Origin of the sequence: Oceanicella sp. SM1341 (assembly GCF_003448965.1) — a bacterium.
Classification (GTDB): domain Bacteria; phylum Pseudomonadota; class Alphaproteobacteria; order Rhodobacterales; family Rhodobacteraceae; genus Paroceanicella.
The window spans coordinates 13,252-33,790 of record NZ_QRGC01000010.1; the positions used below are offsets into that span (position 1 = coordinate 13,252).

22 protein-coding genes are annotated in these 20,539 nt (G+C 64.3%); 19 read left to right on the forward strand and 3 right to left on the reverse strand.

All coding sequences use genetic code 11. The annotated features are described in order from the left end of the window. Positions 1-9: 9 nt before the first annotated feature. From D3P35_RS26125 to D3P35_RS11055, 3 genes are all read right to left on the reverse strand, one after another. Complete coding sequence (locus tag D3P35_RS26125; RefSeq protein WP_157982106.1) at positions 10-798, reverse strand: hypothetical protein; 789 nt, start codon at positions 796-798, stop codon at positions 10-12. A 17-nt stretch (positions 799-815) separates the two neighbouring features. Next, on the reverse strand, positions 816-1,202 hold the full coding sequence (locus D3P35_RS11050) for a hypothetical protein (RefSeq protein ID WP_118134789.1): 387 nt from the start codon (positions 1,200-1,202) through the stop codon (positions 816-818). Between the two features lie 117 nt (positions 1,203-1,319). Continuing rightward, positions 1,320-2,525, reverse strand: a complete 1,206-nt coding sequence (locus D3P35_RS11055) for a DEAD/DEAH box helicase (RefSeq protein ID WP_118134790.1) — start codon at positions 2,523-2,525, stop codon at positions 1,320-1,322. A 458-nt stretch (positions 2,526-2,983) separates the two neighbouring features. On the opposite strand from D3P35_RS11055, the gene D3P35_RS11060 reads away from it, so the two are divergent. From D3P35_RS11060 to D3P35_RS11145, 19 genes are all read left to right on the forward strand, one after another. Further along, positions 2,984-3,190: a cold-shock protein gene (locus D3P35_RS11060; RefSeq protein ID WP_118134791.1), complete on the forward strand. Its 207-nt coding sequence runs from the start codon at positions 2,984-2,986 to the stop codon at positions 3,188-3,190. Between the two features lie 40 nt (positions 3,191-3,230). Further along, positions 3,231-4,259: a fatty acid desaturase gene (locus D3P35_RS11065; RefSeq protein ID WP_118134792.1), complete on the forward strand. Its 1,029-nt coding sequence runs from the start codon at positions 3,231-3,233 to the stop codon at positions 4,257-4,259. A gap of 49 nt (positions 4,260-4,308) precedes the next feature. Next, positions 4,309-4,986: a hypothetical protein gene (locus D3P35_RS26130; protein WP_157982107.1), complete on the forward strand. Its 678-nt coding sequence runs from the start codon at positions 4,309-4,311 to the stop codon at positions 4,984-4,986. Positions 4,987-5,413: 427 nt separating this feature from the next. Beyond that, a complete protein-coding gene (gene trbB, locus D3P35_RS11070) occupies positions 5,414-6,409 on the forward strand; it encodes a P-type conjugative transfer ATPase TrbB (protein ID WP_118134793.1) in 996 nt (331 codons plus the stop codon). Beyond that, the gene (locus D3P35_RS11075; protein ID WP_118134794.1) at positions 6,406-6,738 is read left to right on the forward strand and encodes a TrbC/VirB2 family protein; all 333 of its coding nucleotides are present in this window, start codon (positions 6,406-6,408) and stop codon (positions 6,736-6,738) included. The genes trbB and D3P35_RS11075 overlap by 4 nt, the downstream gene beginning before the upstream one ends. Next, complete coding sequence (locus D3P35_RS11080) at positions 6,738-7,019, forward strand: VirB3 family type IV secretion system protein (protein ID WP_118134795.1); 282 nt, start codon at positions 6,738-6,740, stop codon at positions 7,017-7,019. The genes D3P35_RS11075 and D3P35_RS11080 overlap by 1 nt, the downstream gene beginning before the upstream one ends. 6 nt (positions 7,020-7,025) lie before the next feature. After that, the gene (gene trbE / locus D3P35_RS11085) at positions 7,026-9,536 is read left to right on the forward strand and encodes a conjugal transfer protein TrbE (RefSeq protein ID WP_118134796.1); all 2,511 of its coding nucleotides are present in this window, start codon (positions 7,026-7,028) and stop codon (positions 9,534-9,536) included. Beyond that, entirely contained in the window at positions 9,533-10,315 is a 783-nt protein-coding gene (trbJ, locus tag D3P35_RS11090) for a P-type conjugative transfer protein TrbJ (RefSeq protein WP_118134797.1), read from the forward strand. Before trbE ends, trbJ begins: the two co-directional genes overlap by 4 nt. A gap of 17 nt (positions 10,316-10,332) precedes the next feature. Beyond that, positions 10,333-10,620 (forward strand): putative entry exclusion protein TrbK-alt, encoded by a 288-nt coding sequence (trbK-alt, locus tag D3P35_RS11095; RefSeq protein ID WP_118134910.1) that lies wholly within the window; start codon positions 10,333-10,335, stop codon positions 10,618-10,620. Positions 10,621-10,623: 3 nt separating this feature from the next. After that, the gene (gene trbL, locus D3P35_RS11100; RefSeq protein ID WP_118134798.1) at positions 10,624-11,976 is read left to right on the forward strand and encodes a P-type conjugative transfer protein TrbL; all 1,353 of its coding nucleotides are present in this window, start codon (positions 10,624-10,626) and stop codon (positions 11,974-11,976) included. Next, positions 11,973-12,662 (forward strand): conjugal transfer protein TrbF, encoded by a 690-nt coding sequence (gene trbF / locus D3P35_RS11105; RefSeq protein WP_118134799.1) that lies wholly within the window; start codon positions 11,973-11,975, stop codon positions 12,660-12,662. The genes trbL and trbF overlap by 4 nt, the downstream gene beginning before the upstream one ends. Then, entirely contained in the window at positions 12,659-13,669 is a 1,011-nt protein-coding gene (gene trbG / locus D3P35_RS11110) for a P-type conjugative transfer protein TrbG (RefSeq protein ID WP_118134800.1), read from the forward strand. The genes trbF and trbG overlap by 4 nt, the downstream gene beginning before the upstream one ends. Next, a complete protein-coding gene (locus tag D3P35_RS11115) occupies positions 13,666-14,787 on the forward strand; it encodes a TrbI/VirB10 family protein (protein WP_118134801.1) in 1,122 nt (373 codons plus the stop codon). Before trbG ends, D3P35_RS11115 begins: the two co-directional genes overlap by 4 nt. 2 nt (positions 14,788-14,789) lie before the next feature. Beyond that, positions 14,790-15,029, forward strand: coding sequence for a DUF2274 domain-containing protein (locus D3P35_RS11120; RefSeq protein WP_118134802.1), 240 nt, complete (start codon positions 14,790-14,792; stop codon positions 15,027-15,029). A 324-nt stretch (positions 15,030-15,353) separates the two neighbouring features. After that, complete coding sequence (locus tag D3P35_RS11125; RefSeq protein WP_118134803.1) at positions 15,354-16,373, forward strand: DUF3500 domain-containing protein; 1,020 nt, start codon at positions 15,354-15,356, stop codon at positions 16,371-16,373. Positions 16,374-16,420: 47 nt separating this feature from the next. After that, on the forward strand, positions 16,421-17,461 hold the full coding sequence (locus tag D3P35_RS11130; RefSeq protein WP_118134804.1) for a serine hydrolase: 1,041 nt from the start codon (positions 16,421-16,423) through the stop codon (positions 17,459-17,461). A gap of 38 nt (positions 17,462-17,499) precedes the next feature. Further along, complete coding sequence (locus D3P35_RS11135; protein WP_118134805.1) at positions 17,500-18,255, forward strand: SDR family oxidoreductase; 756 nt, start codon at positions 17,500-17,502, stop codon at positions 18,253-18,255. A gap of 115 nt (positions 18,256-18,370) precedes the next feature. Then, positions 18,371-19,285, forward strand: a complete 915-nt coding sequence (locus D3P35_RS11140) for an SDR family oxidoreductase (RefSeq protein WP_118134806.1) — start codon at positions 18,371-18,373, stop codon at positions 19,283-19,285. 36 nt (positions 19,286-19,321) lie between these two features. Next, on the forward strand, positions 19,322-20,224 hold the full coding sequence (locus D3P35_RS11145) for a LysR family transcriptional regulator (protein WP_198670570.1): 903 nt from the start codon (positions 19,322-19,324) through the stop codon (positions 20,222-20,224). Positions 20,225-20,539: the final 315 nt, after the last annotated feature.

Sequence of the window (20,539 nt, forward strand, 5' to 3'; positions counted from 1 at the left end):
CGTGGCGCCCTATCGTCCAAGAACGCACTCCCCGTCCGCGAGTTGAAAACCGCGATCGCAGCGCCAAGTGTTTCCGGCTCGGTCAAGATGGGCGTTTGCGGGCAGGTCGATTGCGACGCAGGCGTCGTCCACCGCCGCGAAGCCCCGCTCGCAACGCCATCCCGGACCGTAGGAATCCTGGTCCAGAAAGGCGTTCGCCGGAAGCGTCACGGGATCACAGCGGCCATCGGTCTCGATGAAGCCCCTTTCGCAGGCCCATTCGGCACCATAGTTCGCATTTGTAAGGTAGCCGTTTTCGGGAACTGCAATCGGCACACAAGCGTCTGTCAACGCTGTGGAGCCGCGCTTGCACGCCCAGCCAGAACCTGAAGACTCCTCCGTGAGGTAGGCGTTCTCCGGAAGGACAATCGGAACGCAGGTCTCACGATCCTGCCGATATCCGCGATCGCACTGCCAGTCGTAGCCCGATGATTGCAGATAGGCATTCTCGGGCACGGGTATCGCCTCGCAGGACGCACCGCCAACTTCTTCGTACCCGCGGCGACACGCCCAGCCAGAACCATAAGTCCGCCCGGTCGCGTAAGCGTTTTCCGGGATGTCAATCGCAACGCAGTCTGTGCCGTCGACCCGGTAGCCGAGCCTGCAATCCCAGCCGCCGCCATAGCTCCGCGCCTCTGCATTCTCGGGCACAGGTCCGGTGCCGTCCTGTGCCAAGACCGGAAGCGCTAGAAATGCAATCAGGCCGGCCATGCCGAACACGGCGAGGCAATGGCCGCGACTCAGGTTCACCGATGTCATCGTCGCGCTGCGGCCACTCATCCGTCGTTCACAGGGGATGCGGGCTGCTCGGCCACGGCGTCCACGTCGAGCGATGCCAGACAAGCCTGCGCGATATCGCGGTCCGGAGACTCAGCTCCGGGCATGGTCGCCCAGCCGGCCTCCATCAGGGCATCCCGACGCTGGTATGTCGAAGCGTCCCGGATCGCTGCAAGCTTCGCCGCGCGTTCGGGATCTGTTCGAGCCATGTCGAGGCAAACTGGTACCATGGCCGCAACGACATCGTCATGGGACATCGCCATCGCCCGATCTTGTGCAGTTCCGCCGGTCACCCAGCCGCCCCAGGTGAAGCCGACGATGCCGAGAACGGCCGCGCCGATCGCGGCGCCATAGATGCCGGGCTTGAACCATTCGGGAATATTCATGAAGTATCCTCCTGCGGAGAAAGCGCCGCCTCGCTGTGAAAGCATTTCCGGGTCGCAATCAACTGCCGGTACAGCGCCCTCTTCCGTGTCAGGCCCGAGGTCGCCTGCCGTGTGCCGTCAAGCGGCAATCCGTTCCGGGTGTCGCGAAGACCGTCGGCGCGGTCGCCGCCCTTTCTTCGCGTCCGGAGCGTCTCCGATCCCTTCCCAGGCACGGCCTCCGGCAATTTCGACACGCATGCCGAGCACCTTCTCGATGGCTTTCAGTTCCGAAATTTCGTCGGCGGCGCAGAACGCGACTGCGCGTCCGTCGCGGCCGGCACGGGCGGTGCGCCCGATCCGGTGCACATAGTTTTCCGGTACGTTGGGCAGATCGTAATTGTAGACATGGCCCACACCGGGAATGTCGATCCCGCGTGCCGCAACATCCGTCGCGACGAGGACGCGCACCGATCCGTCCTTGAACGCGGCGATGGCCCGGTCACGTTGTCCCTGGCTCTTGTTGCCATGGATCGAGGTGGCCGCGAAACCGGCACGATCAAGCTGCTTCATGAGTCGCTCGGCCCCGTGCTTGGTCCGGGAGAAGACCAGCGCGCGGTCGTCGCGGTGTCCGTCCAGCAATTCGATCAAGAGATCCTGCTTCTGGTCCTTCGAGACGAAATGCACGCTGTGGGAAACCTTGTCGGCGACCTTGCCCGGCGGCGACGCCTCGACCCGGATGGGCTTGTCGAGGTAGTGCCCGGACAATTCCGCCATTGCCTTCGGCATCGTGGCCGAGAACATCATGGTTTGGCGGTCCTTGCCCAGCATCGGCGCGATGCGGCGCAACGCATGGACGAAGCCGATGTCGAGCATCTGGTCCGCTTCGTCGAGGACGAGAAACCTTGTCTTGCCCAAATCGACGGCCCGTCGATCCATCAGGTCGATCAGCCGACCCGGCGTGGCGACGAGGATGTCGGTGCCGCGGGCGAGCTTCTGGGCCTGCGCGTTGATCGACTTACCGCCCACGACGAGCGTGATGCGGAGGTCGGCCGTCAGCCCCTGAAGGCTCTGGACGATCTGATTGGCCAGTTCCCGCGTTGGCGCAAGAATAAGGCCGCGTGCCGATTTCGGCGCGCCCTTTTCCTGAGCTTTGGAAAGTGCCACAACCAGCGGAATGCCAAATGCAGCGGTCTTGCCCGTTCCCGTCTGCGCGATCCCGAGGATGTCCCGGCCTTGCAGTGCATGGGGGATCGCCTTGGCCTGGATCGGCGTAGGTTCGGTCAGCCCGAGGCTCTCGAGCCGCGAGACCATTCGGGCGTTCAGCCCGAGTTCATTGAAGTTCATGTCAGTCCTTGTCCGGATCGGAGTCCGGTATTGCCGACGAACGCCTTTGCGTTCGTTCGGACGGGGTGCGCCCGAGGCAACTGCCCACGACACCGAATTGTGCCGAAAGCCGCCCTGAGCGGCGTCGCCCCTACGTGATGTGGGAAAACAGTTCGTCATAGCCGGGGGCGGCGATGAGGCCGCCTGCTCACGCGGCAGAACGATGACGTATGATTGAAGTGGGGCCTGGCGAGAGCTTTGTCAATGGCAACCAGAATCGGGCGACCAAGAGGGGAACAAAAAACCGCCCATCTTGCTTGGCTCTTGTGTTCCGGAGGCCGAAGACCCATCTCTGTCTGGTCAACGTGATTCTCTGCGAACCTCTGCTTCCGTTCATCCGGCTTCAGTCGATCTCTCAGTCTGACTTTGCCGGGCTGCCGCATGTCGTGGGCAGCATTCCAGAACAGGAGACCACGGATATGGCCAATGGCACCGTGAAATTTTTTAATTCCTCCAAAGGCTTCGGCTTCATCGAAACGGAGTCGGGCGGCAAGGATGTGTTTGTCCATATCTCCGCCGTCGAGCGCGCTGGCCTGACCGGCCTCGCCGATGAGCAGAAGGTGACCTTCGACGTCGAGTCCGGAAGAGACGGCCGCGAAAGCGCGACCAATCTCGCGCTCGCTTGAACGCGCCGCCCGGGCACTCCCCAAAGAGCGCTCGGGCACCGTGACTGACTTCCGTTCCAGTACCGAAGATCCGGTCGATGCCCGTCATTGGTCGCGTGTCCTGACCCGGTATCGTGCACCCGACCCCGTGCGCAGCGTTCTGGAACTGATCGTCACGCTTGCGCCGTTTTTCGCGATATGGGCCGTGGCCTGGTTGGTGCTATCGTACAGCATTGCGCTGGCCGTGGTTCTGGCTCTCGCGAATGCGGCCTTTCTCGTGCGGCTCTTCATGATCCAGCACGATTGCGGGCACGCCTCTTTCTTCCGCAGCAAGCGACTTTGCAACTGGCTCGGGCGCGCTATCGGAGTGATCACCCTTACGCCCTATGACGTCTGGCGCGAGACCCACGCCATCCACCACGCCTCCACCGGCAACCTCGACCGGCGCGGGATCGGCGACCTGCCGACCCTGACGGTGGCCGAGTATCGCGCGAAGGGACCGGTCGGGCGGGGCCTTTATCGCCTTGTCCGTCATCCGCTGTTTCTGTTCGCGATCGTGCCCTTCTACAGCTTCTTCCTGCAGAACCGGCTTCCGGTCGGTCTCATGCGGTCGGGATGGAAGCATTGGCTCAGCGCCATGGCGACGAACGCCGCGATCGCCGCGATCCTGACCGCGTTGGTCTGGTTCGGAGGCTGGAACGTGGTGCTTTTCATCTTCTTTCCCACGATGCTCCTCGCGGCGAGCACGGGGATGTGGTTCTTCTACGTCCAGCACCAGTTCGAGCACACAAGCTGGGACAGCGAAGCGGACTGGAGCATTCAGAACGCGGCCCTCGAGGGCAGTTCGCATTACGATCTTCCGCCAATCCTGCGCTGGATCACCGGAAATATCGGCGTTCACCACGTCCACCACCTGGCTAGCCGGGTCCCGTTCTATCGCCTCCCTGAAGTGCTTCGTGACCATGACGTGCTGGCGAATTCGAACCGTGTGACCTTGCGAGAAAGCCTGAGTTGCGCACGTCTCGCGCTCTGGGACCAGAGCGAACGCCGCCTCGTCACATTCTCGGAAGCACGGCGTTTGCCAGCGTAATCCGGGCACATGCAAATATTGCCAATAACCATCTTCGGAGAAAGCCATCATGACGCGCTTCAGCACGGAAGGTAGAACGGCAACCGGCCGCGACCTCTTCAATGACAAGAAGAAAAAGAAGGTGGCGGAACGGTCGCCGGATACGCCGGCAACGGTCCGGCTGGGCGAACACGGGCGGTATCAGGTCAAATCCGGGCGCCTTGCCGGGGAATACATTGCCAGGGCCTTTCCGAAACCGCCAACGAACGCGCGCGGCCTGATTGCCGAAGCGACTGGCGCGACGGAGGAGGCCGCGATTGCCGCCTTGCAAGATGTCATCGACGCACGGGAAATCCGAAGAACCGACGATCGTCGGGCCGATCCGGCAACGGGTTTTGCCGTTCCGAGCGTCGAGGAATATGCCGAAGCGGTGGCCCAGGTCGCGCTTTCGCGCCCGCAACGCGCTATGCTGACCGCCTTGGCCTTGGCCGACGATGAAGGATTGTCGGAAATGCGCCTGGCAAGCGCGGCCGGGTACAAGTCGAAGGCTTCAGCCAATCGCGCATTTGCGTCTTCAGGGCTATTGATCGCCAGTTACCTTTCCTTGAAAGCAGCGTCTGATGTCGCGACCAGCGAACACGATGGCACTACGTTTTTGGGTTATCGCGGTGAGCAACGAAAGGATGAAGACCCGGGGAACTGGATACTTCACGCTGAGCTGCGCGAAGCCGTCAGAAATGCACGGTAACAGCAACCGGCCAAGAGACCCGTGCTAATGCCCGAGTAACCACCGGCAAGATCTTTAGACCATATCCTGCGTGCACCGGACTTTCGTCCGGAGCATCGGTCAGAAAACGGTCCAGAGTCAATTTGCGACTGTGCAGAACTGGTCCCCGATTTAGGCCGAGTCAAACTTCAACATTTATCCTTATGGACGAAAGCTCGCATCGGCAGCGAACTTCGGGTTTCCACTCAAATCACAACGTTCGTATGCCGGTTGCCACGACGCTTCCTGCGGGGGGGTAGGCCGGGCATGTTCCGCCGATGACCTGTCTTTGCGCGCCACGCTACTACGCCCCTCGGAAACCTATTGAGCCGTAGGTATTTACGGCTTTCTTAATCGACCCCGATCCAGGGCGGCCTGTTGGAGGCGCCCGTGAGGGAACGGGGCCGGCATGGCGAAGACCGATCAGAGACCAGAAGTGATCCGGAGAGGCGCGCGGATGCTGCGCACCGCGCTCGGGCCGGCGATCGCCGGGTTTCTGGACGACCCCATGACCGTCGAGGTGATGCTCAACCCCGATGGGCGGCTCTGGGTCGACCGACTTTCCGAGGGGCTGGCCGACAGCGGCAAGACGCTGAGCGCAGCGGACGGCGAGCGTATTGTTCGCCTCGTCGCCCATCATGTTGGCGTCGAAGTTCATGGCCTGTCCCCTCGCGTTTCCGCAGAACTGCCGGAAACCGGTGAGCGTTTCGAGGGGCTGCTTCCGCCCGTGGTCGCCGCTCCGGCTTTCGCCATCCGCAAACCCGCCGTCGCCGTCTTCACCCTCGAAGATTACGTCATCGCCGGAATCATGACCGGGATGCAGGCCGAGGCGCTGCGCCTGGCGGTCGCCACCCGCGCCAACATCCTCGTCGCCGGCGGCACGTCCACGGGCAAGACCACGCTAACCAATGCGCTGCTCGCCGAGGTAGCGAAGACGCAAGATCGCGTCGTGATCATCGAGGACACCCGAGAACTGCAATGCGCCGCGCCGAACCTCGTGGCGATGCGCACCAAGGACGGCATTGCGAGCTTGTCCGATCTGGTGCGCTCTTCGCTGCGTCTGCGCCCCGATCGTATTCCGATCGGTGAGGTACGCGGCGCCGAGGCGCTGGACCTTCTCAAGGCCTGGGGCACCGGACATCCGGGCGGCATCGGCACCATCCATGCCGGTTCCGGCATCGGTGCGCTGCGCCGCCTAGAACAACTCATCCAGGAAGCCGTCGTCACCGTGCCCCGCGCCATGATCGCGGAGACCATCGACCTCGTGGCCGTCCTGTCCGGACGTGGCTCCGCACGTCGTCTGGCCGAACTGGCCCGTGTCGAGGGCCTCGGGCCGGACGGCGACTACCGGATTTCACCTGCAATTTCAGCTCCCACCACTCACGAACAAGGAGATCCCGAATGATCCGTCACGCCCTGCACATCCGCCAGCACATCGCCACTGCGGTCGCCGCCACTTACGTCAGCCTGTTCGTCGCCCCGGCCGCTCATGCCTCAGGGTCTTCCATGCCCTGGGAAGCGCCTCTGCAATCCATCCTCGACTCCGTCGAGGGGCCGGTGGCCAAGATCGTGGCGGTGATCATCATCATCGTCACCGGTCTGACGCTGGCCTTCGGCGATACCGGGGGCGGTTTCCGGCGGCTGATCCAGATCGTCTTCGGGATTTCCATCGCCTTTGCGGCCTCGTCCTTCTTCCTGAGCTTCTTCAGCTTTGGTGGCGGAGCGCTGATCTGATGGCGCTGAGTTTCGAGGCCCTCGACGCGGTGCCGGGATACAGCGTTTCGGTCCACCGCGCGTTGACCGAGCCGATCCTGCTCGGCGGCGCACCGCGCTCGGTTGCCATCCTCAATGGCACGCTCGCCGGTGCGGTCGGCCTCGGGCTTCAACTCTGGCTGGTCGGGATCCTGATCTGGGCCGTCGGCCACATCGCTGCTGTCTGGGCGGCGAGGCGCGATCCGCTCTTCGTCGACGTCGCCCGCCGACATCTGCGCATTCCCGGTCATCTCTCGGTGTGAACTCCCATGATGAATCTTGCTGAATACCGCCGCACGGCCTCGCGCCTCGCCGACTACCTGCCCTGGGTGGCACTGGTCGGGGAGGGCGTGGTCCTCAACAAAGACGGCTCGTTTCAGAGGACGGCGAAGTTTCGGGGACCCGATCTGGACAGCGCCGTCGCTGCCGAACTGGTCGCGGTGGCAGGACGGCTGAACAACGCCTTCCGCCGCCTCGGTTCCGGGTGGGCGATCTTCGTGGAAGCGCAGCGCTCTGAGGCTGCGACCTATCCGGTGAGCACCTTCCCCGATGCGGCATCGGCGCTGGTCGATGCCGAGCGCAGGGCCGATTTCGAAGAGGCGGGGAGCCATTTCGTATCCGGCTACTTCCTGACGCTCCTCTGGCTTCCACCGGCGGAGGATGCGGCACGCTCAGAATCCTGGCTCTACGAGGGACGCGAAACCTCGGGTGTGAGCCCCTGGGAACAGGTGCGCGGCTTCATCGACCGAACGGATCGCGTGCTGGCACTGCTCGATGGCTTCATGCCGGACTGCCATTGGCTCGATGACGCGGCTACGCTGACCTACCTGCATTCGACGATTTCGACCAACCGGCATCGCGTGCGCGTGCCCGAGGTGCCGGTCTATCTCGACGCGCTCTTGCCCGACCAGCCGCTGGCCGGCGGGCTGGAACCGCGCCTGGGCAATCAGTATCTCCGCGTCCTGACGATCACCGGCTTTCCCGGCGCCACGACCCCGGGCCTGCTCGACGAGTTGAACCGGCTGGCCTTTCCCTATCGTTGGTCGACCCGGGCCATCCTCATGGACAAGCTGGATGCAACCAAGCTGCTGACCCGGATACGCCGTCAGTGGTTTGCCAAACGCAAGAGCATCGCCGCGATCCTCAAGGAGGTGATGACCAACGAGCAATCCGCACTGGTCGATACCGATGCTGCGAACAAGGCCGCCGACGCGGACATGGCCCTGCAGGAACTCGGCGCTGATGTGGCCGGCATGGCCTATGTCACGGCCACGATCACGGTCTGGGACGAGGACGTCCGCCGCGCTGACGAGAAGCTGCGGCTGGTCGAGAAGATCGTCCAGTCCCGCGATTTCAGCGTCATGGTCGAGACGGTCAATGCCGTCGATGCCTGGCTCGGCAGCTTGCCCGGACATGCCTATGCCAATGTCCGCCAGCCACCGATCAGCACATTGAACCTCGCCCATATGATCCCGCTTTCGGCGGTCTGGGCGGGGCCGGAACAGGATGAGCATTTCGGCGACGCTCCATTGCTCTACGCCAGGACCGAAGGCTCCACCCCGTTCCGGTTTTCTCTTCATGTCGGGGATGTCGGTCACATCCTCGTCGTCGGCCCGACCGGCGCGGGCAAATCCGTGTTGCTGGCGCTGATGGCGCTTCAGTTTCGGCGGTACTCGCGCAGCCAGGTCTTCGCCTTCGACTTCGGCGGCTCGATCCGCGCCGCTTCGCTCGCTATGAGCGGCGACTGGCATGACCTCGGCGGAGAGCTGACCGACGCGGACGAGAACTCCGTCTCGCTGCAACCGCTGGCCCGCATTCACGAGACGTCGGAGCGCGCCTGGGCGGCTAACTGGATCGTCGCCATCCTGACGCGCGAGAACATCCAGATCACCCCGGATGTGAAGGAACATATCTGGACGGCACTGACCTCGCTGGCCTCGGCCCCTGTGGGCGAGCGGACCATGACCGGCCTCGCGGTCCTGCTGCAGTCCAACGACCTCAAGCAGGCGCTCCGCGCATACTGCGTGGGTGGGCCCTATGGCCGGCTGCTCGATGCCGAGGCCGAACAACTGGGATCGGCGGATGTGCAGGCCTTCGAGATCGAGGGACTGGTGGGAACCGGCGCGGCGCCCGCCGTCCTCTCATACCTGTTCCACCGGATCGGCGATCGGCTCGACGGGCGACCCACGCTGCTCATCATCGACGAGGGCTGGCTCGCGCTCGATGACGATGCCTTCGCGGAGCAACTCCGCGAGTGGCTGAAGACGCTGAGGAAGAAGAACGCCTCGGTGATCTTCGCGACGCAGAGCCTCAGCGACATTGATGGCAGCGCCATCGCGCCTGCGATCATCGAAAGTTGCCCGACACGGCTCCTGCTGCCGAACGAGCGGGCCATCGAGCCGCAGATTACGGCCATCTATCGCCGCTTCGGCCTAAATGACCGGCAGATCGAGATCCTCGCGCGGGCCACGCCCAAACGCGACTACTACTGCCAGTCGCGGCGCGGCAACCGGCTGTTCGAGTTGGGTCTCAGCGATGTCGGACTCGCACTCTGCGCGGCGTCGTCCAAATCGGATCAGGCGCTGATTGCCGAAATCTGCGCCGAGCACGGCCAAGACGGCTTCCTCACCGCCTGGCTGAAGGCGCATGGCCTCGATTGGGCCGCCGACCTGATCCCCGACCTCACCAATCTCGCCATCGACGCAGAGGGGGCATCTCCGGCCTCCGCTGTTGTTGAGGAGGCGGACATCGATCTTGAAGAAGAGGAAATCACACCATGACACGCAAGATCACGTTTCGGTTCGCCGGCCCGTCGCTGTTCGCCCTCGCGCTGGCGATGCCCATGGCCATGTCGCCCATCGCAGCACCGCCCGCCCATGCGCTCTTTGGCATCGGCGGCGGTCCGTTCATCGTCTATGACCCGACCAACCACGCCGAAAACCTCCTGACCGCGGCGCGCGCTCTGGAGCAGATCAACAACCAGATCGCACAGCTCCAGAACGAAGCGCAGATGCTGATCAACCAGGCGCGCAATCTCGCCAACCTGCCGTATTCCGGGCTCCAGCAGATCCAGCAGAACGTCAGCCGCACGCAACAACTCCTGGCCCAGGCGCAGAACATCGCCTTCGATGTGCGGAGCATCGACCAGATGTTCCAGCAGGACTATGGCAACCTTTCCCTGACGGCGACCGACCAGCAACTGATCGCCGAGGCCCGGTCCCGTTGGGAGAACACCGTCGGCGGCCTCCAGGATGCCATGCGCGTGCAGGCCGGTGTCGTCGGCAATATCGATGCCAACCGCGCAGAGATGTCCGCGCTTGTGGGGCAGAGCCAGAATGCGGTCGGTGCTCTGCAGGCCACGCAGGCGGGCAACCAGCTCCTCGCACTGCAATCGCAGCAGCTCTCGGATCTGATCGCGGTGATTTCGGCAAACGGCCGCGCCAACGCGCTGTCCGAGGCCGAGCGCGCCACCGCTGCCGAACAGGGCCGCATCCAGCGCGAGCGCTTCCTGACGCCGGGCTCGGGCTACCATCCCGGCAACGCGCAAATGTTCAACTGAGGCCGGGAGGGGAGATGATGGAGGGGAAGGTGCTGGCCCGGATCGCGGCCATCGTGTTCGTGGCGTTCGCGATCACAGTCACGGTGATCGAGATGACACGCGAGGAAGCTCCCGTGCCGGTCAGCACCGCGCCCGCGCTCCAGCCGTCTGCCGATCCTCTCCGCGCGATCCTACGCGGCTGCCAGCGGCTCGGCGAGGCCGCCGCCAGCGATGCCGATTGCCTCGCCGCCTGGGCCGAGAGCCGTGACCGGTTCCTCGGCCGGACGCCTGCACCCGAAGCGCCGCAGCATTCGGGAGGCCAATGAGCCATGGGCGGGACCGGCGTCATCGACAACTTTCTGGGCATCTTCACCAGCTATATCGACAGCGGGTTCGGGCTGCTCGGGGGTGAGGTGGCTTTCATTGCGACCACGCTGATCGTGATTGACGTGACGCTGGCGGCCCTGTTCTGGGCTTGGGGCGCCGATGACGACATCTTCGCCCGGCTGGTGAAGAAGACGCTCTTCGTCGGGGTCTTCGCCTATATCATCTCCAACTGGAACAACCTCGCTCGCATCGTCTTCGAGAGCTTCGCGGGCCTTGGTCTGATGGCCTCGGGCACCGGGTTTTCCGCCGCCGATCTTCTGCGCCCCGGCCGTGTCGCTCAGACCGGGCTCGAGGCCGGACGACCGCTGCTCGAAAGCATCTCCGATCTGATGGGCTGGGTCGCGGTCTTCGAGAACCTCGTCCAAATTCTCTGCCTTTTCTTCGCCTGGGCGCTGGTGATCCTCGCCTTCTTCATCCTCGCGGTTCAGCTCTTCGTTACCCTGATCGAGTTCAAGCTCACGACCCTCGCGGGCTTCGTGCTGATCCCCTTCGGCCTCTTCGGCAAGACCGCCTTCATGGCCGAGCGCGTGCTGGGCAACGTCATTTCCTCCGGCATCAAGGTTCTGGTCCTCGCCGTGATCATCGGCATCGGATCGACGCTCTTCGGTCAGTTCACCGCGGGTTTCGGTGGCGTGACGCCGACCATCGATGACGCCATGGCGATTGTTCTGGCCGCCCTGTCTCTGCTGGGCCTCGGAATATTCGGCCCCGGCATCGCCTCGGGTCTGGTGTCCGGCGGGCCCCAACTCAGCGCGGGGGCGGCCGTAGGCACCGGCCTTGCCGTCGGTGGCGCTGCGATCGGGGCCGGAGGGGCGACCATGCTGGCGGCACGCGGAGCAGGATCTGCGCTCTCTGGTGGTGCCGCCCTCGCACGTGGCGGCGTCACCGCGGCGGGCGCTGCCTCGAGCGCCTACACGCTCGGCTCGATGGGCGGAGGAGGTCTCGCCAGCGGCATGGCTGGTGTAGCCCGCGCCGGGGCCGCTGCCGCGGCATCACCCCTCAAGAAGGCGTCCAATCGCGCGGCTGGCGGGATCCAGTCCAGCTACGCCGAGGGTGCCAAGGGCGGTGTTGCGGCGACGGGCGGAACCACCTCGATGGGCACGGTCGGCGGCGCGGCACCCGAGCCTGGCAGCTCCGGCCCGTCCGCCGCCGATGGCCCGCCAGCCTGGGCGAAGCGCATGCGCCATAGCCAGGCCGTGAGCCATGGCGTGCGCGCTGCCGCTCATGCCGTCCGATCGGGCGACAGCCATGGCTCGGGCTCCTCCGTCAATCTCTCCGAAAGGGATCGCTCATGAACCTCTTCAGGCGTTCCGCCACGCATTATGGCAAGACACCGCAACCAGAGACGCCCTACCAGAAGGCTGCGCAGGTCTGGGATGAGCGTATCGGCTCCGCCCGCGTTCAGGCCCGCAACTGGCGCTACATGGCCTTCGGCAGCCTGATCCTCGCGGCGGGTTTTGCTGGCGCCCTGGTCTGGCAATCCGCGCGTGGCACCGTCGTGCCTTGGGTCGTTCAGGTCGACGCGCTCGGCGAGGCCCAGACCGTCGCCCCGGCCTCCGCCGACTACGAGCCGACCGATCCGCAGATCGCGTTCCATCTCGGCCGCTTCATCGAACAGGTCCGGTCGATTCCGGCCGATCCGATCATCGTGCGGCAGAACTGGCTGCGCGCCTACGAGTTCACCACGGATCGAGGCGCGGCCGCACTTAACGACTTCGCCCGCGCCAACGACCCGTTCGCACGCGTCGGTCGCCAACAAATCGCTGTCGAGGTGTCCTCTGTCATCCGGGCCTCGCCGGGATCGTTCCGTGTCGCCTGGACCGAGCGCCACTACGAGAACGGCCAGCTTTCCACGACTGAGCGCTGGACCGCGATCCTGACCGTCGTGATCCAGACTCCGCGCAGCGCCGAGCGCCTGCGCGCCAACCCCCTCGGAATCTATATCAATGCGATCTCCTGGTCGCGGGAGATGAGCCAATGAATGAACAGCATCTTCATGCAACCAGGTCTCCGGGCGTCAGGACGCCGATGTTGGTGGCCCTGCTGCTATCCGCTTCCATGCTGGCGGGGTGCGCCAGTAACCCGGTGCCGGAATTCAGCTACGACGAGTCCGTGCCGCCGCTGCCCACTTCGCCCGCCTCGGCTGCCGAGGAACGCCCTCGACCGCTGCACACGCCGCCAGTCTGGACCGTTGCGCATGGCGGAGCGGCGGCAGGCACACCGAACGGACGTATCGAAAACGCCAATGCCGCCGCCCGGGTCGAGCCGCGCCGCGAGGGCTATTACAATGCGATCCAGATCTATCCCTGGTCGGAAGGCGCCCTCTATCAGGTCTATGCCGCGCCCGGTCAGATCACCAATATCGCACTCGAGCCGGGCGAACGTCTGACCGGCGCGGGCCCGGTCGCTGCGGGGGATACCACGCGCTGGATCATCGGCGACACGGAGAGCGGGTCCGGATCCACCGCCCGCGTCCACATCCTCGTCAAACCGACGCGGGACGACATCTCGACCAATCTGGTGATCAGCACTGACCGGCGGGTGTATACGATCGAGCTGCGTGCGCGCGAGGCGCTCTACATGCCCTCTGTCGCCTGGGCCTATCCGGCAGCGCCGCAAGGCGTTCGACAGGCTGTGGCGACCGCGCCGACCATCCCGGCACCATCGGCCCGCAATCATCGTTACGGCTTGCAGATCCAGAGGGAGAGCCCACCCTGGCGCCCGGTTTCTGTCTTCGACGATGGCCGTCGCGTCTATGTCGTCTTCCCGGCTGGCATCGCCCAGGGCGAGATGCCGCCGCTCTTCGTGCTCGGCGCCGACGGAGAGCCGCAGATCGTCAACAGCCGTATCCATCGGAACGTTCTGATCGTGGATCGCCTCTTCGGCGCTGCCGAGCTCCGGCTGGGAGCAGGGGATCGCCAGCAGGTCGTCCGGATCGTGCGCATGGAAGAGGGCGAGGCGGATGCGCGAAGGGGAGGGGCGTCATGAGTGACACCGATCCTGCAGCTCCGATGCGTCTGCGCCCCGATCCGCCGCGCGTGACGAGGCTGTCGCGCAAGGTTCTGGCCGGTGTCGGAGCGGTCGCGTTGTTCGGCATTGGAGGCGCGCTGATCTATGCGCTCCAGACCCGTGAGGCTGGGCCGGGAGGTGGAGAACTCTACTCCATCGACAACCGACCGGCCGCGGACGGCCTGGAAGGATTGCCGTCCGACTATACCGGGCCGGTTCTGGGACCTGCACTGCCCGGTGACCTCGGGCGGCCGATCCTCGATGCGCAAGAGCGCGGAGTGCCCGTGAACCCTCCGCTGATTGCGGGCCCGACCGTCGATCCGGACGCGGAGCGCCGCAGGGCAGAGGAGGAAACCGCGCGTCTGAGCGGTGTCTTCTTCCAGACGGCGTCTGGCAGGGCAACGACGGCCGGGGCCGGCGTGATTCTTCCGGGCCTGGGGGACTCCGGGCAACCCGAGGGGAGTCGGCATACGGCTTTCCTCAACGGTCCGGTGGACCGGCAGACCGTCGCATCGGATCGCATTCAGCCGCCAGCCTCGCCGTACATCCTTCAGGCTGGAGCGGTGATCCCGGCCGCGCTTATCACCGGCATTCGCTCCGATCTCCCGGGCCAGATCACCGCGCAGGTCACCGAGAACGTCTATGACAGCCCGACCGGGTCGCTGCTGCTGATCCCACAAGGAACCCGCATCATCGGTCAATACGATGACGGTGTGACGTTCGGCCAACGCCGCGTGCTGCTGGTCTGGAACCGCCTGATCCTTCCCGGCGGTCGATCCATTGTTCTCGAACGTCTGCCGGGGGCGGATGCGAGCGGCTATGCCGGTCTCGAAGATGGCGTCGACTACCATTGGTGGGACCTGATGCGCGCGGCGGGTCTGTCCACGCTGCTCGCGATTGGTGCGGACCTCGCCACCGATGACGAAGACCGTCTGGTCCAGGCGATCCGCGATGGCGCGGTGGATACAATCAACCAGGCCGGTCAGCAGATCGTCCAGCGTCAGCTGCAGGTCGCGCCAACGCTGACCATCCGTCCGGGGTTCCCGGTCAGGATCATCGTCACCCGCGATCTGGTATTCGAACCCGCAGGAGGTTGATCATGTCGAAGTTGAAGCTGGGACCTCTGCCCGATGACAAGCCGGTGAAAGTGACGGTGGAATTGCCCGCGTCCGTTCATCGCGATCTTGTCGCCTATGCAGACGTCCTTGGTCGAGAGACGGGCCAGCCCGTCGCCGATCCTGTCCGGCTGATCGTGCCGATGCTTGAAAGATTCATGTCTACGGATCGGGGATTTAGAAGGGCTCGGCAGCCGATGCCGCCGACCCGTCGGCGTGAGTGAAAGATGGTTTAGAAGCTTTTCGACAAGGCTCCTGTTACTGGCTCGATCTGCCGTAGAGCAAAAATTTAGCCAATTATGGTCCGTACCAGATAGCATGTAAACCGTAACCGTAGAACAATACGCAACAACGAGATCCCCAACGTCGCTCGTTGCCATACTTTCCAACACCTCATTCAGAGCCACGACTGTTTGACGCCGCTGTTTTGGACGCTCGCCAAGGTTTCGCGGACCCGACAGCGTGGTTCGAGCTGCGGCGAACGAATACCTCTTCCGCCCTACGGAAGGTGCAATGCCGCCTCCCCCGCCAGACGAAGAGGTTTCCGGATGTTGACTCGACGCAATTTCATCGCCCTTGCTCCCGCCACACTCGCTGCCAGCCAGGTGGTGCTGTCCGGATGCGCGGAGGCGCAGACCGCCATGACGACGGCGGCGGGCAGCCCTGATCGGGTAGCGGCCGCCGCCAGCGCCTTTCTCGACCTCCTGTCCTCCGAGCAGCGTGAGCAGGTCCTTTACGATGGCGGTGACCCCGCCCTGCGCAACTGGATCTACTTTCCGAGCCGGGGTGACCGGAACGGCATCGCCTTCGAGGATCTGACGGAGGAGCAACTGAACGCGGCCTTCGCCGTGGCCGGGGCGATGCTGTCGGACAGCGGATACCGGCAGTTCCGGGGCATCATCGCCGCCGAGGACGAGCTTGGCATCCGCAACGGCGAGAGCCACGTCAATTCGGGCCGGTATTTCATCGCCCTTTTCGGCAGGCCGGGCGCGTCCGGGCGCTTTACCGTTCAGATCAACGGCCACCACCTCGCGCTTAACACCACCTATGCGGGGGGGCTCGTCAGCCCGACCCCCACCTTCACCGGGGTCGATCCGGTCGAGATCAACATGGGCGGCGAGACCGTGCAGCCGATGCGCGCCAAGACCGACGCCTATTCGGCTCTCCTGACCGGGCTGAGCGAGGAGGCGCGCGCCGCGGCGCAGATCGGGGCAATGGGCGACGTTGAGGTCGGAACAGGCTCCAGCAACCGCTACCCCGAGCCGGCCGGCACCCTGGTGACGGACCTCGCCGCCGAGGATCAGGAGCGCGTGGCCGGTGTGGTGCGGGCCTGGGTCGGGGATGCGACCGACGAGGTGGCCCAGCAGCTCGTGCAGCTCTACCGGGCTGACTTCGGGCAGACCCGCATGGGATGGTCCGGCACGACCGACCCCTACGCGCGCGGCGCCTATCTGCGGCTGGACGGGCCGCGGCTGTGGATCGAGTTTTCGAACGTGGGCCGGTTCGGCAATGGCGACAACCACTTCCACACCATCTACCGCGACAAGCAGGCCGACTACCTGGCCTGACGGCCGCGCCAACAGGGGCGGCTCCGATGTTTCCTCAAGGCAGGACGATGACCGACAGACAGTCTACTTCCAACCGCCGCGACCTTTTGCGAAGCGGCGCGGCCCTGGCGCTGGCGGCGCCTCTCGCAAGCCTGGCCTCGCGCGGGGCGGCGCAGGATCTGTCGCTCTACGCGCTGCTGGAGCAGGCGGCCGATCTTACCGTTCTCGAAACGGTGATCGTCGCCCGCGACGGGGCGATCCTGGCCGAGCGCGGCTATCGCGGGCATTCCACCTCGGACCCTACCAACATCAAGTCCGCATCGAAATCGGTTATGTCGGCCCTGGTCGGCATCGCCATCGGGCGGGGGGTGCTGAGCGGCGTGGACCAGCCCATCGCCCCGATCCTGCGCGACGAGGTTCCGGCTTCGGCCGATCCGCGTATCGAGCGGATCACGGTGGGCCACCTGCTGAGTATGCAGGCCGGGCTGCGGCCGACCTCGGGCGCCGATTACGGGCGCTGGGTGTCAGGCTCGAACTGGGTGCGCGGGGCGCTGGCCCAGCCCTTCGAGGACGATCCGGGCGGGCGGATGCTCTATTCCACCGGCTCCACCCATCTTCTGTCGGCGATCCTGACAGAGGTGACGGGGCGGTCGACGCTCGACAACGCGCAGGCCTGGCTGGGGCCTGTCGAGGGCTTTTCCATCGCCAGCTGGCAGCGCGACCCGCAGGGGATCTACCTGGGCGGCAACGAGATGGCGATGAGCCCGCGCTCGCTTCTCGTCTTTGGCGAGGTCTGGCGGCGCGGCGGCACAGGTCCGGACGGGTCGCAAGTGCTGCCGCGCGGCTGGGTCGATCAGGCCTGGACGCCGCGCACCACCTCGCGCTGGAGCGGGGACGGCTACGGCTATGGCTGGTTCCTGCGGACGATCGGCGGGCAGGAGGTCCGGTTTGCCTGGGGCTACGGCGGCCAGATGCTCTACATCGTGCCTGCGCTGGGTCTGTCGCTGGTCATGACCTCGGACGACACTCCGCGCCCCACCACCATCGAGGACAGGGACCGGCTGCACGAACTGGCCGCGGCCATCATCCAGGGGCTTCGCGCCGGCTGAGCCGCAGCGAGACCCAACCCGAGACAGGAGTGAAGACATTGAAAACGAGCGGAAACACAATCCTCGTCACCGGCGGAACCAGCGGTATCGGCCGCGCCCTCGCGTCGGAGTTCCATGACCTCGGCAACCGCGTCATCATCACCGGCCGCCGACAGGAGCTGCTGGACCAGATCCTCTCCGAACACGCCGGCATGTCGGCCTACCGGCTGGATGTGGACGACCCGGCCGATATCGCCAGCGTCGCCGGGCGGATCGCGGCGGAGTTCCCCGACCTCAACGTGCTGGTCAACAACGCGGGCATCTCGCGCGCCGAAAGCCTGGTGGACGGGGAGTTCGACCTGTCCGTCGCGGAAGCGCTGGTCCGCACCAACATCATGGGCGTGCTGCATGTCACGGCCGCATTGCTGCCGGTGTTGCAGCGTCAGGCCACCGCCAGCATCGTGACCACGACCTCCGGCCTCGCCTTCGTGCCGCGGGCCAACTATCCGACCTATTGCGCCAGCAAGGCCTTCCTTCATGTCTGGCTTCAGGCGCTCCGCACGCAGTTGAGTGGCAGCGGTGTCGAGGTTCTGGAACTCGTGCCGCCCTACGTTCAGACCGAACTCGCCGGACCCGAGCAGGCCCGCGATCCGAACGCCATGCCGCTGGTCGACTACATCGCCGAGGTCATCGGGATCATCGAGGACGCGGATAGGCCGGGGGGCGAGATCTTGGTGGACCGCGTGAAGATGTTGCGCCGGGCGGAAGAAAGCGGACGCTACGCGGAAATTTACAACCGCCTGAACGGCGCCTGACGCAGATCGCGCAGAGTTCCTGCCCGCCATCGGGAACCGGGCCGACTGACGGACGAAAACGGATCGCCGGAACCCAGAGGGTGTCAGGGGCGAACCATCAGGAAGGAAAAGGGAAATGAAGATATTTGTCACAGGCGCCTCGGGCTTCGTGGGGGCAGCCGTTGTCAAGGATCTGGTGGATGCCGGCCACCGGGTGATCGGCCTCGCCCGCTCCGCTGCGGCCGCGGGGATGCTGTCGGCCCTCGGGGCCGAGGCCCATGCCGGAAGTCTCGAGGACCGGGACAGCCTGCGCAGCGGGATCGCCTCTGCGGATGCGGTCGTGCACACGGCCTTCAACCACGACTTCTCAAGGTTTCGGGAGAATTGCGAGGCCGACCGGGACCTGATTGCCTTCTACGGCGAAGAACTCAACGGTTCGGACCGTCCGATCATCGTGACTTCCGCCATCGGGATTCTCCCCAACGGCGAAACGGTGACCGAGGCGACGATGCCCGCCTCGGGCGAGGCCGCCCATCCGCGCGCCGCGACCGAGGCAGCGGCCCGCCAGATCGCGGATGAGGGCGTCAACGTCATGGTCGTCCGGCTCTCGCCTTCCGTCCATGGGGCGGAAGACCATGCCTTCGTGCCGACGCTGATCCGCACCGCGCGGCAGACGGGCGTTTCGGCCTATATCGGCGAGGGCGGGAACACTTGGCCTGCGGTGCATCGCCTGGATGCCGCCCGCCTGTACCGCCTGGCCCTGGAGAACGGCCAGCCGGGCGCGGTCTATCATGCGGTCGGCGAAGAGGGCATCCCGTTCCGCGACATCGCGACCGCGATAGGCGAGGGCTGCGGCCTGCCGGTGGTCAGTAAGACCCCGAATGAGGCGTCGGACCACTTTGGATGGTTCACGCATTTCGCGGGTATGAACCTTAGGGCCAGCAGTGCCCGGACCGGTGAGGCCTTGGGATGGTCGCCGGATCGGCCGGGTCTGATAACTGATATGGCGCTCGAGAGCTACTTCGATTCGATGAATATTCAGGATTGTTAGCTTGCGGCAATGCAGTTGATGTGTGCGCAAAATGACATGCAACCCACTCTTAATCATTTCAAGTGCTTCATTGTAGCTTCGGAAGAGGGTAGTTTCCGAAAGGCGGCATTGCGTCTTCAAGTCGATCCTTCTGTCGTCTCCCGGGCTATTCAAATCGTTGAAAATGATGTCGGCGCGGAATTGTTTAAACGAATTCCTGGGCAAGGCGCCAGGTTGACTGAAGTTGGAGTTGCTTACGCAATCGAGATTGATCGCACATTTGACTACATGTGCCGTGCGAAGAAATCTGCACAAACTATTGCATTTGGTAGTCAGGGCGTAATACGCTTAGCTATTTCCCAAGACATCTCTGGTCCGATCCTGGCAAAAGCCCTCGCGGATCATCAGGAAAAATTTCCGAATGTAAAGGTTGACTTGTTGGAGCTGGCGCCTGCTGATCAAGTGCGTTCATTGCGTATGGGTGAGGTCGATATTGCGATCATGCTAAATCCGCCGAACGACCGATCGATGGTTGTTGAGAGGGTGTGGATTGAGAGCTGCAAGGTCGCACTCGCGGAGGACCATTGGCTTGCAGGACATAGCGATTTATCCGCTGCCGACCTCGATCAGGAGAAGATAATACTTGGACATCCAACACGTGGTCCATTCTTCGGCGAGTTTGTGTTATCTATTTTGCAGGCGCGGCAGGTTCATCTCGAGACCGTGGCGAGAGTGGAGCGTGTTGAAACACTATTGATGCTTGTGGACGCTCAAAGGGGAATCGCCTTTGTGCCGGGAACATCCTACCACGAGTGCGTTGGGGGCATTACCTACCGAAGCGTAAATTTGAGAGAATCAGACATCAATGTATTTGCAGTTCTGCCAACGGCTGAGCCCCCTGGGTTGGTCGGGCAATTTCTGAATAGTTTGCGCTCAATGGCGGAGAAGCTTCAGAATTAGAGGCTGCAGCTGTCGGGCACTGACAAACTGTACCGACCCTCTGAATTCCTGCTCATGCTACAAGGGAGAACGTAGCGATGAGTATGACAATGGACGACGGCATTAAGCGGCGGACGGCGAAGCGTAAGACAGCGCTTGTCATCGAGATCATTCAGGGCAAGACGACCGTGTCGGAGGCGAGCCGGTCCTTTGACCTGACGCCCTCCGAGATCGAGGGCTGGGTCGAGGATGCGAAGCGCGGCATGGAGAACTCGCCGCGCGCCAACCCACTAGACATCCGCGAGCAATACGAGAAGCAGCTCAGGGACCTGCAGA